This window comes from Paenibacillus qinlingensis (assembly GCF_031455095.1).
GTDB lineage: Bacteria > Bacillota > Bacilli > Paenibacillales > NBRC-103111 > Paenibacillus_E > Paenibacillus_E qinlingensis_A.
In genome coordinates, this window is record NZ_JAVDSB010000002.1 from 523,195 (window position 1) to 539,330 (window position 16,136).

Sequence of the window (16,136 nt, forward strand, 5' to 3'; positions counted from 1 at the left end):
GGTTGGGGTTGGGGTTGGGGTTGGGGTTGGGGTTGGGGTTGGGGTTGGGGTTGGGGTTGGGGTTGGGGTTGGGGTTGGTAGTTGTTGTCGGTGGCCGTGTGTTACTAGATGAAAAAAAAGCGCAACCGATTCGCATCGGTTACGCCTTTTCTAGTTAGAGCGTTATTCAATTTACGCGTGAATCATCGCTTTCGACTTCCTTACTTCGTCACTTGAACGGCGATGATCTCGCTGGACGTCGATCCAGCAGCATTCACTAGCTCTGCGCGATACTGATACGTACCTACCGGCTTATTAGTCAGCGTAGTAGTTGCACTTTGCGCCGTTGGAGAATGACTTGTTAGGGACTGACTGTCAATTGGCACGCCGTTCTCGTACAGACGATACTCGGTACCGTTCGTCCCCCACCACATATTCATGGTAATTACAAAGTTTCCAGTACCATTCCAGTTGTTGTGGGCAATTACAGGCTTGCCTGGTGTGGCATGGGTCACTTCAACGACGAGTGTACGGCTGCTTTGCGTAGTTCCGAAGCTGTTGATCAGCTCCGCATCGTAGCGATACGTACCGTTCGCTTTACCTGTGATGTCTGTCGTCACAGCTTGTGCTTTGGGCGCATCATCCGTCAGCTTCACTTCTTTGATGAGCTTGCCATTCTCATACAAACGGTAGAGACTTCCATTATTTCCGTACCACATATTCATACTGATGTGATAATCCCCATCCAATATACCGGTGTCGTGACCGTTATTGTCCGAAAGAACAGGCGTCCCCGGCTTTCCTTGGCTTTTCGGAACAGGCAGCGTGCTCACGTTCAGGTACAATGGTGTTGTACTCTCGTGGTTGGCTGCATCCAATGCTTTCACCATGAACGTGTAGGCTGAATTCGGTGTTAAGTCAGCAGCAGTGAAGGAAGTCGAATCTGCATTCGTTGTACCGACCAAGCTGTTGTTGGCGTACACGTTATAACCCGTTACTTGATTGATATCGAGTGCAGGTGCCCACGACAAGCCAATCTCTGTGCTCGATATGGATGAAGCTGAAAGTGAGCTGCCCGCCTGGAAGAAGGCACCACTGTTATCTGTATAACTGCCTGGCAACGACAGGATTCGCTCACCTGGACCGTCCAAGTTGTTGATTTCGACTTGCGGCGTCACATTCGTAAGCACATTCCCTTCCAATACGTGCCCGTAGTTGGCTTTCGTCATCACGATGCCACCATTGGCAATGTTCAGCAAACGATTGTTCTCAATAATCAGATTAGTCGTATCGCCTACTTTATCGTCCCTCGCCAAATCTGAGCTATCGAATACGGCTGTCGATACAATCCCGTTATACGCAGGGGCTTCCGTTTTGTCCACCGGCACGATGGACGGATTCCCGATAATTAGGTTGTCTCGAATATCAATGCCATAAATGCTGACAGCGTTATATAACCCGCTGGAGCCTTGTCTTGCCGAGTTCAGCGAAATGGCGCCAGCCTGACTTCTTCTGGATACACCGCTGATCAGATTCCCTTTTACCGTAACAAAGTAGCCAGGCGTCATACGAGCGTTCGTCAAAACCTGAGACGAGTAGACGTAAATCCCTTCGGAATCAATACTCCGGTTATCCGCAGCTACCCCGTCAATTTCATTGCCATAGAACCAGATGCCTTTAGCCGCGTTAATGGCTGCATTTCGGTGGTAGGTGACATTGTTATTCAATGTGATGAGCGTAAATTTACTCGAGCTATCCGGCATAATATCCCAAGGTTTATCTAGCTGAAGACGGTTATCCTGACGACTAATGACTTTACGCGATTGCGCCAAGCCTTGCCCATCAATGATTGTAATGAACAGTCCACCAGAGTTCACCACATAATCGGTTAGCGGGATGTGCGGTGCAACCGCAACACCAGAAGCCGTAGCGCCAAGTACGGTTCCTTCATTAAAATATCCGCCTGGCATCTCTACACAGAACGCTTCGCCATCATTAAACGTATTGGCCGTTGGACCCGTGCCCTCCACGATATTGTTGGCCATATGCACGTTGCTGCGAGCAAAAAATCCGTGAGTTTCCGCTTGCGACTCTGGGTGCGCGACGATATGGTTATCTTCGATAAAGTTATAGCTTGCTGTCGAAACCACATTACCGTAACTGTATTCTTGATAGTTGTTACGCAGACTCTGGTAGTAATTCACATAGGCTCTGTTCAGCTCTGCGGCCCAACCTCTGTAGTAATTGTCCTGAAACAGAAATCTTTCTTTCGCCAGCACGATCGTACCTAGACCTCTGGCATTTCCTTGGGTGGTTAGCTCATAATCCAGCTTCACATGACTGACAAACAACTGTGTGGCTGTCCGTTTTGTCATATCGGAATTGTAGCCATTGCCCCAATCGTGACCTAACCAAATGAAGGTATCCGGACGATACTGAGGATTGCTTAATTGAATGCCTAGTTTCGCGATACCGTGGTGTCCAATGCTTTTACCATCTCCAGAGGACTGAATGAAGTTGGCGCCGTTCGTTCCTGTATAAACAAGGACCGTTTTCTCTTCGCCTTCCCCTAAAATGACAACTTCAGCCGGCACGTCGATTCTCGAAGCCTGATATTGACCTTCAGGCAGCAGGACGACGCCTCCGCCGCTGCTTTTTGCTGCTGCGATGGCACTCGCGATGGCTGCTGTATCATCTTGGGTATCGTTAGGTGTTGCCCCGTAATTCGTGACATTAAAGATGGTATTCCACTTGAAGTTGCTTGCCCATGCCACGCCCAATCCAAGCGGATCAGCACCAGTTGGGACAACGGTCAGTTTCTGTCCATTGTCCAAGCCGGACCAATTGACTCCTGCATCGTTGGACACTTCTACGGCATATTCACCCAGAGCAATATCCGGCACTTTAAATTTGATCGAGTACGGCGTTAATTCTTGAATCTCCGCTGCGAAGGATTGACCTTGCGCATTCGCTAACCGAATACTTGAAGCCGAGTTCCCTTCAAATTCTGCAGCAGCCAAATTGCGGCCCGACATCTCAATCGTGAGTCCCGCATAGGCTTCATACTCCGAAATAAACAACGGTCTTGTTCCGTTCAAAAGGCTAGGACGGCTCCAACCGTATTGATTTTTCACCCAGAGATCATAAACCCCCGCAACGGCAGATTCGGGCAGTCTGGTAACAAGGAATTGCCCATTCATGGGATCGGATTGTTCGATAGCAAGACTCAGCGCGTCAGCTGGCGGCTCACTTGCCGGGTGTCCTTGTGACAGGGATGCTTTCACCTGCACATCACTTATCTCCGCACCACCCATCGCTGTCCCATTAATCGACAGTAATGTGCCTGGCTGTATGGCATCGGACAGACGAAGAATGACAGGCGGCTTCGTCCAGGCTTCCCGTTTCACTTTCAAGGGAAGAATGCTCTGAACTTCATCGATTCCGTTCACATCGTCACGCAGTACAATACCTTGGATCGTATAGTCGCCTGCGAACTCAGGCGTGTACGTAAGCTGAATGCCCCCATTCGCATTCGTCGTGGATGTGCCTATCGTTTTATCAATATACGTACCGACATTGGCTCCACCCAATTCGAAAGTAACGACACGGTCCGCGAGTGGCTGATTGTGACTATCCGTTAATCGCGCTTGAATCTGAACGGTTTCACCAGGCTTATTCGTAACCAACTGGGATTCGCTATACGTCAAGTACGCTGTTTGATAGGATGGTGTTGTCAGCGACAACACAGGTGACGCCAATGCGTACTTCGTATTCGCTTTGCTGCGAAGCTTATACTGATAAACCGTTCCGGCCTGCAGATTGCTGTCGGTGTAGGTCATGGTCGTCCCGCTGACGAGGGCAACCTCCGTAAAGGCTGTTTCGGAAGCAGATTTTCTCAAAATGCTGGTTTGACCAGCCGGATTGGTGTTGTTCCAGCTGATTTGTGCCGTCATTGGTGTGACATAGGTAACCGTTGGATTCGTTATCGTATTCGGTGCTAAACTATCAAAGAAGAAACCTTCTGCATAAGCATTACTGCCTCCCAGTTTAGTCGCTTTCATGGTGAAACTTCCATTCACGATGAAACTGAGGTAAACCCCATTGTTAAGCTGGCTAACGGTTTGGGCAGCGAGCACCTTCCCTTTGAGATCCCTGATCTCAAACAGTTCTTGTGTCGTTTCCTTCGACCCGAAATCGGTCGTATACAACGTAAACATATGATTATTCGTGTCTGTAAGATTAAACGTATAACTGAAATCTGTTCCGCTGTATACCGTAAATCTCTTTCTTGCTCCCCCGCTGATTGGGTTTTGTAGACTGCGTACATCGGTTGACGGGTTCTGTGTAACATTATAACTGCCTCTAGCCTGCGAGTAGCTGGCGACATAACTAGGGAGACTAGCAATATCAGCCGCAACGGGATTATCCCGGCCACTGCTTAATTGCGTCGTATAATAGGGAAGGACATAGCCGTCGCTTCCATAGGCGCCAATCCAGCTCCCTTGTGTCGTCCGATTCTCACCTACAAATTCTGCCACTGTATCGGATGCTGGCGTTGGTGTCGGCGAAACTGTTGGTGTGGGTGTTACGGTTGGTGTTACCGTTGGGGTAGGCGTTACGGTTGGTGTAGGCGTTACCGTTGGCGTTGGTACAGGCGTTGTCGATGTTAACTGCTCTGCCGTGATCTGAATATTATCCCAGTCAACGACGGATGGGTTCGCAGTAACGCCGGAGAAATGGATAAGTCTTAAGTCAAAATTCGTAAAAGAACCTGCAACAAATTCATCCGTTTTCCCATTCGCATCATCGTTAGAGGTGCTGGCATTGGCATATATTTGCACAGGAACTGTCGCTGAATAGTGGGTGAACTTATTGTCACCTATTACCGTTGAAGCGTCACGCTCCATGAAGACATTACTTAGAAGTACATACGACGAGTTCGTTAACCCGGTAACCGCACTCGTACCAAAGAAGCGCAAGTTAATACCCGGAGCTCTCGTATCATTTCTGGCAACAATGTCGTAATCCAAGTTAATCTTGATGTTATACAGCCCTGGCGTCAACGCATTCAGCGCATTCTTAGCACTCAAACCAGTCGCTGAAGCCAGTGTAACATTAACTGGGGCAAGACTCTGACCTGGCGTTGCCGCAAATCTTGCATAAGTGCCTGCAGCATGCACATCAACAGCATTCGTTTTGGCCGTTTCCTCATACACTTGGCTGGAAACCGTTAGTTTCGTTGGATCTGGGTTTGTGAGAACGAGGGAAGGCGCATTCGCGCCTTCAAAGTCAAGATTTAAGAGCGTTGTGTTCGTATCGGCAACACTGGCTTTGACTGACTTAGGTAGAATGGAACCGTTGCCGATGAGTAAGCTTACGATGATGATAATGCTTAAAGCATAAACCATAATCTTTTTCGACATGATGATCCTCCATTAGGTAGTGAGTTTAATAGCCACTAATATCGTTGTTCGGAACTGTCACACTCGTAAAGGTATTGCCAACTTTAATTAATCCGTTGCTATTCAAATCTTTCGTAATCCCTTTATTTAACGTGTTCAGGATATTATTCTGGATATTAACTGCCTCTGAAATTGTCCGTGATTGAGAATACCCTGTATTGCGATAAGCATAAATCCCATTGACATCAGGCGCTTCCGAATAATTGCCAATCGCAGGCGCAGGCAGTACACCTGTGATTTGATTGCCTTTAATATCGGTACCATAGGCCAAATTACCAAATATAAAAGGTGCCGTTTTGGCTTCTGGCGATAAGCGTAAACCAACACCTGCTACCTTGGATAAAGGGGAATATCCCGTTACGATATTGCGCTCCAACCGATTGAAATAACTAATATTGAATCGTTTGTTGTTGTGATTGTAAACCGTATTCGCGAGGACGCCTTCGCTATCTACACTTGTGTTATTTGCAATAACACCACCGATGTTATCTCCATAGAACCAGAAGCCTTTGGCGTTATTCGTAGAGGTATTCTGATAATAAACACTGCCCCGCAGCGGTAAAAATACGATAAACGTACTCGTCGAATCCGGCGTTACCTTCCAATTATCCTTTACAGTCACTGTACTAGCCGTAGAATCAAGCGCTGAGACTTCATTCAGTTGCCCCATGCCTTTTCCATCTACAATTAATAGATGCCATTTATCCCACCGATTGTTGGTTAGATCCCAATCAACAGCCGTAACGCCGTTCACGGTCAAGACTTTGGAGGCAACAGAAGATACAGCCCCATACAGTTTGGTTCCCCCTCCTGCCGGCTCACCCATGATCGCTTCACCATCATTATGGTTAATGTTGCCTAGATTCCGGATATCATTATTGTACAAATAAGCCTGAGAGCGTACGGTAAAACCGTGTGCGTCCCCGCGATTGTAATCCGAATGGCCGATAATGACGTTATTTTGTGCCACACTATAATTCGCAGTAAGATGCACGGCAGATCCCGCGTATTCAAATGTGTTATTGGAAATATCCAAGTACTGGTTCACGTATGAGGCGGACATCGCAGCTACGGTTGTTTTAAACGTGTTGTTCTGGATAGCGACGTTTTTGAGCGCAACGATATTGAGTCCCATACCTCGCTGACCAGAGGCGATAGCACGATCAATGGTATAATCCAGTGTGACTTCTTTGACAAAAATTTGGGCTGCGGTACGCGTATCGGCATGAGTGACCGTCGCATCAAAATTATGACCTAATCTCAAGGCAATATCCGGAAAGTTACTTCCCGCTACGTTGATTGTCATTCGGGCAACGCCGACATTACCTAAGGTAATGCCATCATCTTTCGTTTTAATAATCGACCCTCCGCCTGGTCCATCATACTTGATGATTGTACCCGACTGACTCTGACCTTGAAGGATGATGCCCGCAGGCAATTGCAGACTACTCGTAATGCGATATGTCCCATTTGGCAAATACAGAACACCGTGACCTGGGGAACTCTTGATATCGTCGATACCGCTCTGAATCGCTGCCGTATCATCCGTCGTTCCATTCCCTGTCGCGCCGTAAGGCGTAACGCCGTGCTGCGTCCAGACCATATTCGTCGCCCAATATACACCTAGACCTAATGGATCTGAGCCTGCTTTACGAGTGGAATAAGGTTGCGGACCGCTATAAGCCGTCCAGGATGTACCGCCATTGGTACTCACTTGCACGGTATACCCCTGATTCGGACACGTAGGGACAACAAAATCAATACTGAATGGATTTACAGCTGTTACCGTTGCAGGATACATGTTGGTGCCATTCACCAGCCTCACAAGGGTGTTGGTCGTGCCGCCGAATTCCGCATAATCCAAATTTCTGCCAACTAGCTTGGTCGTTTGCCCTGTCCACGGATTATTGTTGTAGATCCAATCAACTTTGGGAGCATTCACCGTAAAAGAACTGCTCCAGCCCACACTATTGCTTGCTTCCATGGTAAAAATACCTGCTGTTTGTGCAGCCGGTATCGTACATGTCACATAGTGGCCCTGTGGGTCTGTGTAAGTAATGGGACAATACGTTGTTGTTCCTGTAAAGCGAACTTGCGTGATACCGCTTTCAAAATATTCGCCATAAACCGTCAACAGCTCTCCGGGCTTTACCGCCTCGGACGTTCGTAAAATAACAGGTACTACCGTTGGTGCAGCATAAGAAGCATAGGGCAGCAATACACTCAGCAGAAACATTGGCAGCAGTAAAAATAAGAATCGGTTCATTCTCATCAATTCATCTCCCTGTTCTTTTTATATAAACGGAGGCTGTCTCCGGAAACATCCCCCGTTGATATTGTTTCTACACCCTGATGACTGACCTCTTCCCTGCTTTCACCTGCTTCCTAATTCGTGTTTATTATATAGTTGCAAGCAATTCCATCTCCATTATCATTTATTTACAACCTTCGATGGCCGTTTTAACAGGCGTTTTCATGAAAAATAAAAAAGAGTGAACGTAAATTAAGAAGCCAGCAAAGGTTGCTGGCTTCTCATACAGATTAATTTCACTACTGATTCAAAACGACTATATCATCAAACTGAACGGAAGATTTATATGATGTCAAGCCAATTTTACCGGAGGTAAAGGTTGCGTCAGAAGCTGTGAGTTCTTTTACCCCGTTCACATATAACTCCAATGTACTACCATTCAACTGGGCCTTAAACGTATAAGTAGTGCCTGGGATCAGCGAATATGCCTTAGACGCCAGAGCGGTGGCTACCCCATTAACTCGCTTGCTAATATCTAGAACGCCATTGGAATAGGTGAAATTATAGCGGTTATTAACATCCGTGTATCTCGCTACGAGTCCTACTACAGCGGTGGAAATTGGAAATGACATCGGTTTGATTTTAGCTTCGACTGAATAGTCAGTCCATGACGCACTACCAGCTGTAGCAAATATACCGCTGCTTAACGTTGTGTTAGTTTGGCTGTACATCTTGGACCCATCCGTGACGACCGACCAAGTTCCGCCTGTTGTACTCCATCCGTCTGCATTTCCATCCTCAAAATTGTCGGAGAACAAAGCACTTTGGATCGACAATTTCGCCTTGAATGTCTTCCCCTTTGCTCCTGCAACGTTGATGTTTAGCTTGACCGTAGGGCTAAGTTGCGTAACCGTCACCTGAGGGTCCGATGACAGCAGCACAGCCGCGGCTTGGTTCAACTCAAGCTGGATATTGCCCGTGTTGGCCTGCGTGGGATCGGATACGGCCAATTCCAACTCTTGCCCATTCTGTTTGATCATAACAGATGCTTTCTTATTACTAGTTATGCCACCACTGGTAACCGTCGTATCCGTCCAGAAATTGGCGGCAGTCAGATTCAGAGTATTGTCCTTGACAGCTTGCACACTTCCGCTATTAGCCAACACGGAGATTTCAGGATTCCCTGCGTAATTGGCAACCTGAGCTGAAGTGGCATTCGGTAACAGCACATAGGCATACTGGCTTCCGACCGGATTAGTACCATGACTATTCCACAGCGTTAGGTAAGAATCTGTAAACGAGGTGCTAATGTTATAAGGAACCGATTGATTAATTGCCGCCCATGTCCCCGTACGGGCTGCGCGCAGTCCCTGTAACGTAGTCGGAGTTGGAAAATAGTAACCAATCGACGCTCCCGATGTATTGCCCGCCAAATGCATCCAATTTACATTGGACATCGTCTCCGACCAATTAAGCGCGGTGGATTTAGCCGTTCCATTTACAGTGAAGACGTTATTGCCAGCGGCGTTTAGTTTACGGTTTTCAATCACGGTCTCAATATTTACATTATCCGTACTTATAATGTCTGCACCCAATGCGACGATCTCATTATCTAGCATAAACCATGATTTTTTGCTAGTCAGCGTCTTTCCTGGCGTCTTCAGTTCCATACCTACAGCGCCGTACACATTGTTCAGGCTGCTGCCCCCCGCCCAATTGGCCGTCCCCTTCGCGCTGCTATTCGATGTACCCGTTAAAACTGTGGTTCCTGGCAACCGATAGGGATTCACAGTAGCCCAATAATTTCCGCTAAAAGTATCAAGCTCCCCATCCACGTACAAATGGGTCATGCCATCGGATTGGTGCCATCCCTTCGTGTTCTCTCCGTTGATACTTTCATAATTTTTTGTACGAGTGGAGAACATGCTAATACCAAAAGCATAGCCTGGACGTTGATAAACGGCTTTATCCATGATGGGAAACAACTTAGACACCGACTGTCCACCGCTAGGGGTAATACTGGTGTCATTCATCAGCACCTGAGCTTTTAACAGATGGAAAATTGAAACGCTATTGAAGTAGTTCCGGTAGGTGTCACTTTGAATCCAATCCTTTACTTGCCGTTTCAAGTTAATTGCTTCACTTGGTGAGGCAATATCCGTTGCAAGCAGTATACTTGCTATTGCTCCATGGCCGGAAGCATGGTCACTGTCTGTGTAGCGTGCCACATCCCGTCCTCTGGAGAAATCGAAGATCGCTCCTTTGTAAATTAAAGGCTGGAAGGCTTCGGATGCCCATTTGACCAGATTGGCTTTATTGGCATCCGTTACTTCCCAGGGAGAATTATCCAGCCAATATACCAAAGACAGAACAGTCGCGTAATACCACGCCCCATATCCCCCTGCATAAGAGAAGTAGCTATGCCCAACGTACGAACCGTCCTCAAAGAAGCCATCGACATTCATACTGGTCTGATAAGTAAGCAAGGCACTGATGCCGTTCTTAGCTGCCGTAATTTTCGCATCACTGCCAACAATCATCCCCCGTACCATCAACACCTGTGCCTGCCAAGCTCGGTTGGTACCGTCGGCCCACGTGATACTAGGTGTAAAGTGTTCGACTGCATCCATGTAATTGGTTCTCTGCGTGCTGGTCAAGTCATCATAGAGGAGCAGGGTAATATCATTTAAATTCATAGGTGCTCCCAACTCCCAGGTAAACCAATTGTCAAAATCCACTGTGTTTTTGTTGTACCAATTCGCATTCAACCAATCAAGCGCAAGAATGATATCGTTTTGAAGCGTTGTGTTGTTTTCCAAATCTGCCCCTCTTGTTTTTAAAGCCAGTGTCATAGCTTTTAGTCGACTGTAGGTAATTTGGATAAATTCCGACGAAGAAGCGCTCGGAGCAAGATCGCTCCATAGAAACGTCCTATTCGCAGACTTGTTCATTGAATTCCACAACGTCTCCGCATTATCATTAATCAACCCGACCTTACTTATAATGTAGGGATCGGTTGTGGCGTACGAGCTGCCTCCGGTCAAAAAGTTATAATACTTGGTCCTCATCGTTGTATAATCGGCTGGCACCGCAGCATGTATGGGCTTATAAGCGGACATACACATCCCAATTAGGAGCATTGCCAAGAACAAAAACACTCTACTGCTACTTTTCATCATGTAGGCAGTTCCTCCTTTAAAATGAGCTTACCGTTCTTTGTTGGGTACTTAGTAGGTTAATTCTCCATTTCCTACGCGAACTTCATCTACCACGATATTAGCTGTCGGCGTGTTGCTTCCGCCGATCATCAGTGCGTTGGACCCAGTTCCTACACTTACAGCGCCGCTCCAAGCTAATACGCCGTCTACATACAGATCGTATGTAGAATTGGAATGGACAACCGCACGGTACGTGTGCAAGATCGTCGTATCCAGTGTATACGTCTTGAACGGACTCGTGCGATCATTCTGAACCGTGCCAGAGGTACCGTACGTGATGTAAACAGGAATTAAGTAATTGGCGCTGCGCACGATCACATCGTTCATTGTATTGGCAGCATTTATTTGCGCAATAAATTCCAGAGTAAATGCTCCCGTTGGCGGGGTGAAGCCCGATTTCGACAAGTAGTAGTAGCTTCCCGTAGTGCCAGTCCCCGTATCGACGACGGTAACCGTACCCGTATTTTGGGTAACTGAGCCTGTCGTTCCGCTGATCGTCCAACCTGTCGTATTGTTCATCGACTCGTTGACCACATCCCACTGAGAAGCTGGCGTGATCTCACCATTCCCCATTTTAAAGTTATCTACTGTAAGATTGGCTGTGTTCGTATTATTGCCGCCTAACTTAAGATTCGCCGTGCCTGCCGTATCGCTGACCGCCCCTGACCATACAAGAGCATCATCTACATACAGATCATACGTATAATTGGCGTGAACCACGACCCGATACGAATGATAGATCGTGGTGTCCAGGGTATACGTTTTGGTCGGAGATACTTCGCGATCCTTCACGACACCAGCAGTACCATGTGTAATGAAAATTGGAATTTGATAAAGAGTGCTTCGAACCGCAATTTCATTCACCGTATTCGCAGCATTCGATTTTAATCGGGTTTCGAAAGTGAATGCCCCTGTTGGCGGTACAAAACTGTTCTTGGTCAAATAATAGTAGCTGCCGGTTGCGGCTGTTCCTGTGTCTATTACGGTGACCGTTCCCGAATTTTGTGTGACCGAACCTGTCGTGCCTGTAACACTCCAGCCATTTGCATAATTGCTCAGATTGTCATCGATCACATTCCATTCGCTGCCTGTTCCTCCGCCAGTACCTGATTTACTAATGACCGCATGAAACGTTTTTCCTTTTGACCCGTTTACATTTACACTCAGAATCAAGGTTGGCGAGCTTTGAATGACGCTAATCGCTGGATCTAACGAGATTGTACTCCCTAATGGTTTGTGCACCTCGAGTTGTATCGTTCCCGTATTGCTCATCGTCGTATCGGATACGGATAGCGCCAATTGATCGTTCGTTTCACTTACCAAGACGGACGCTTTTTTATTGCTTGTCAAATAACCGGTACCGTCTACATTCACGGTCTTAGACGCATCGTTCCAGAAATTCGCAGCCACCAAATGAAGACCTTCTTCTTTAACGGCTTGCACGTCTCCTGAATTTTCTAAAATCGTCACGTCCGGATTGCTTGCGTACGTGGACAGTTGACTGGTAGACTTCCCTGGCATAATCACGTACGAATACGTTTTGTTCGATGGATTATTACCGTGGTCGAACCAAAAGTTCACATAATTATTGGTGATCGAAGTTGTCGGTGTGCTCGGACGGTCATTAATACTTTTCCAAGTGCCGGTACGCGCCTCTCTTTTCCCCATGATCGTAGATGCTGTTGGGAAATAATAGCCAATATCCGCACCTGACACGCTGCCAGCCAAATGAATCGTATTGACGCCAGTCATCGTTTCCGACCATGTTAGAGCCGTGCTTTTCGCAGTGCCATTCACGGATAGTGCATTGCTGCCGGAACTGTTCAGCTTGCGATTTTCCACAATCGTTTCGACGACCGCATTATCCGATGAGGTGATTCCGGCACCGAGTGCGACTATCTCATCATCCAACATAAACCATGATTTCTTTGCCGTAAGCGTCTTGCCATCTGGTTTAAGCTCCATGCCCGTAGCCCCATAAATGCCTTGATGCTCGGCACCGCCTACCCAAGTCTTTGTACTCGACTTACTGCTAGCAGCGGTCGTATTCGCATTCACCGTTGTTCCAGGCAGACGGTAAGGGTTCACGGTTGGCCAATAGCCGTCGCTGAATTGGTTTAAATCGTTATTATACAAATAGGTCATGCCATCACCTGTATGCCAGGCTTTGGTATTTTCATTATTAATCGATTCGTAGTTATAAATACGGTTAGAGTGCATACTGATGCCAAAACCGAATCCAGGCCTTAACTGAACTGCACGATCCATGGAAGGATACTGCTTGTATTTCGTTAGTTCGCCTCGTGATGGAATGCTGGAATCATTCATGATCCCTTTCGCTAGCGACACAATTTCAAGTGGCGCATCCAAATAAAAGCTACGATACGTATCAGATTGAATCCAGTATTTCACCATCTTTTTAAACGCCAACGCATCGTTAGGCGGAGCGAATAACGAAAGACGAATAAATGGGATCATCGCATCATGACCGGACGTGTGATCCTCGGAATAATCTCTAGAAATATTACGTCCTCGCACCATATCCATCATGGCTCCCTTGTAAATCAAGGGCTCGAAAGCATCATAGGCCCATTTGTAAATGTTCACTTTATCTGGGTCTGTTATTTCCCAATTGGATCCCGCAAGCAAATACATCATGTTGGCGACATCTTTAAACATGTTCTTTCCATAGCCACCTGAACACGGGTGTTTGGCATGCTGGATGAAAGAGCCGTCTGCATAAAAACCGTCGCTTGAGGTAACATAGTCCAACTCTGAGCTGATGCCATCTCTTCCCAGCCCGATCTTCGTGCCATTCTTAACAATGACACCTCTAACACTAACAACGGTTGCGGACCATACAAGATTAGCACCTGTTCCTTTGGTGGTTGGAGCAAATTGGTTGACAGCGTTCATGTAGTTAGTAATTTGTGTGGGGGTCAAGTCTGCATACATAATCACCACGGTATCATTTAAACGAAGCGGTGCGCCAATCTCCCAATCCCACCAATTGTCCTCCCCCACCGCATTGTATGCATCGCGGTTGTAACGATTGGCATACATCCAATCGAGTCCATTAATAATATCATCGCGAAGCTGCACATTCCCATTCAAACTTGAACCCGTAACCGTATAGGCTAACGCCATTTCTTTTAGCCGATCATATGCTGTTGTTAAGTTGGCTGATATGGAGGCACTGCTCAAGTCCGACCATAACTTCGTTCTGCCGACAGACCGATCCATCGTATCCCAATAACCGGTTCCTGCCGCGCATGGCGGTGCTCCGCAACCATTCGTCACGCCCAATTCAATCAAATCAATTTTCGCAGCAATGTCGGGGTCCGTCGTTACAATTCCTGTTCCGCCCGTCCACACATTCTTCCATTTATCGCGGAGCGTATCATATTCGTCTGCATATATGGTACTCCCGCCAATCAACATGCCTACAATTGCCAACCCTAAAATAAATCGTTTCCTCATTTCACACCTCTCTCCATGAATATAATGTGTAAGCGCTTCCCAACCAGCGCTATTCTAAGTATAAGAGCCCCCTTTTAATTAACATAGACACGTACGATTACTTCTTATAATCCTAGGATGACTTTTTAGATATGCTAATGACCCTCATCCTCTCAATTCACTAGGCAGAACTCCCCAGATCTTAGCAAATGTCCGTGAGAAATAGCTGACATTGATGTAACCGACCTGACTCGCCACATCTTGAACTTTATCCCCCTGCAGCAGCAATTCCTTGGCTTTTTCCATTTTCTTCGTAATGACATATTGGCTAAAAGGTTGCCCTGTTTGCATTTTAAACAGCCTGCTGAGATACGAGGAGTTGACGAACAGCTTTTCGGCAATCGTATGTAAGCTCAAATTTTCATGTAAATTCGCCTCAATTATCGCTACCACAGCTGAAGTGAGCTTATTGACTCCTTTCGTGCGTTGATTGTCAAGGTAAGCCAATACGGCATACAAGGAACGAACCAGCCATTCTTTAATTTGACGACGAGATTTCAATTCTTGATTGTTCAAATAATAATGAAGATCAGCACCCAACACTTCCTTGGAGAGAAGACCCTTTCCATGCATCCACTGCACCAACATACTGCTTAGAAGCAGGACTTGGAGTTGGATTTCCTCGATCGACTGCTCTGGTTGGATCATTTCCTCTAGCAGTTCCTCTACAGCTTCGAGCACAAGCTCTTTGCTGCACATATCCAGAGCTACTGTCAGCTTCTTAATTGCAGCTGCTGGAAGCTCTCTAACATCTGCAGATTCTTTTTCGTCTCTAGAGTGAATCGCTACATAGTGACCATAGATCACTCTTTCTTGTAAGGCTGCGTTAGCCTGTGAATACGACCGTGCAACATCCGTTAATCGGCGCGCCGTTTGACCAATCCCAGCGCTTGCCGTAACCTTTAGACATTCCTTCACAATCGACAGTAGTCTGGTTAAGGAGTAGTTCACTCGATGGCAGAATACTTCCTCATTTTCCAATTCCGTCTGACTAAAAATAACCGTTGTGTTCCCCGTTGAATCTTGAAATACATAACAGGCATCGTTCTCCAGTACCTCTTTCGTTATACTTTGTATGGAGAACTGAAGCAGCGACTCATCACTTCTGCTAAAGCGGGAATCTTCATCACTTAACGGATCAATGGCCAGAATACCAACCTGATAGAGTCTGTCTTCAGGCAACTGGAGCTGTAGTTCTCCGCCCTTGTGAAGAATCTCCCACTCCGCATATTGTCCTGTTACCCAGTTGTTCCAAAAGACACTCTGAAGTGCCGAGAGGTGGTAGCTCCACTTTTCCCTCAACGAAATACTGTTAAAACGCTCCTGTTGCTCACTTTGTATTTTTTGCTTGGCTTGCAGCACGGCCTCCAGAATTTCCTCGTTGCGTGCCGGCTTTAGGAGATATTTCATGACGCCAAGCTGAACTGCTTTTTGCGCATATTCGAATTGCTCGTAACCGCTCAAGATAATCATACACACCTGAGGATGGCACTTATTTATTTCCGCTGCAAGCGTCAATCCGTCCATTTCCGGCATCTGAATGTCGACCAGCATAATATCAACCTTCTTGATTTTCACGATATGAAGGGCTTCAATTCCATTTTGTGCCATACCAACAATTGTGATGCCATGCTGATCCCATGGGATAAATTCTGCAATTCGCGTACGTATGCCTACTTCATCTTCAACCAAGAGTAGATTCATGTT

The 16,136-nt window shown here is 46.8% G+C and carries 5 protein-coding genes; all 5 read right to left on the reverse strand.

What is annotated here, in order from left to right; genetic code table 11:
- Positions 1 to 200: 200 nt before the first annotated feature.
- A complete protein-coding gene (locus J2736_RS10140; protein ID WP_310226054.1) occupies positions 201 to 5,402 on the reverse strand; it encodes a glycosyl hydrolase family 28-related protein in 5,202 nt (1,733 codons plus the stop codon).
- A gap of 25 nt (positions 5,403 to 5,427) precedes the next feature.
- Positions 5,428 to 7,713, reverse strand: a complete 2,286-nt coding sequence (locus J2736_RS10145; RefSeq protein ID WP_310226056.1) for a glycosyl hydrolase family 28-related protein — start codon at positions 7,711 to 7,713, stop codon at positions 5,428 to 5,430.
- Positions 7,714 to 7,991: 278 nt separating this feature from the next.
- Positions 7,992 to 10,871: a polysaccharide lyase 8 family protein gene (locus J2736_RS10150; protein ID WP_310226059.1), complete on the reverse strand. Its 2,880-nt coding sequence runs from the start codon at positions 10,869 to 10,871 to the stop codon at positions 7,992 to 7,994.
- A 48-nt stretch (positions 10,872 to 10,919) separates the two neighbouring features.
- Positions 10,920 to 14,390 carry a polysaccharide lyase family 8 super-sandwich domain-containing protein gene (locus tag J2736_RS10155; RefSeq protein ID WP_310226062.1) on the reverse strand — a complete coding sequence of 1,157 codons (3,471 nt, stop codon included), beginning with the start codon at positions 14,388 to 14,390 and terminating at the stop codon, positions 10,920 to 10,922.
- Between the two features lie 144 nt (positions 14,391 to 14,534).
- Complete coding sequence (locus tag J2736_RS10160; RefSeq protein WP_310226064.1) at positions 14,535 to 16,133, reverse strand: response regulator; 1,599 nt, start codon at positions 16,131 to 16,133, stop codon at positions 14,535 to 14,537.
- Positions 16,134 to 16,136: the final 3 nt, after the last annotated feature.

Coding starts and splice junctions, on each gene's coding strand:
- J2736_RS10140 (WP_310226054.1), bottom strand. CDS start 5,402: ATGTCGAAAAAGATTATGGTTTATGCTTTAAGCATTATCATCATCGTA.
- J2736_RS10160 (WP_310226064.1), bottom strand. CDS start 16,133: ATGAATCTACTCTTGGTTGAAGATGAAGTAGGCATACGTACGCGAATT.
- J2736_RS10155 (WP_310226062.1), bottom strand. CDS start 14,390: ATGAGGAAACGATTTATTTTAGGGTTGGCAATTGTAGGCATGTTGATT.
- J2736_RS10150 (WP_310226059.1), bottom strand. CDS start 10,871: ATGATGAAAAGTAGCAGTAGAGTGTTTTTGTTCTTGGCAATGCTCCTA.
- J2736_RS10145 (WP_310226056.1), bottom strand. CDS start 7,713: ATGAGAATGAACCGATTCTTATTTTTACTGCTGCCAATGTTTCTGCTG.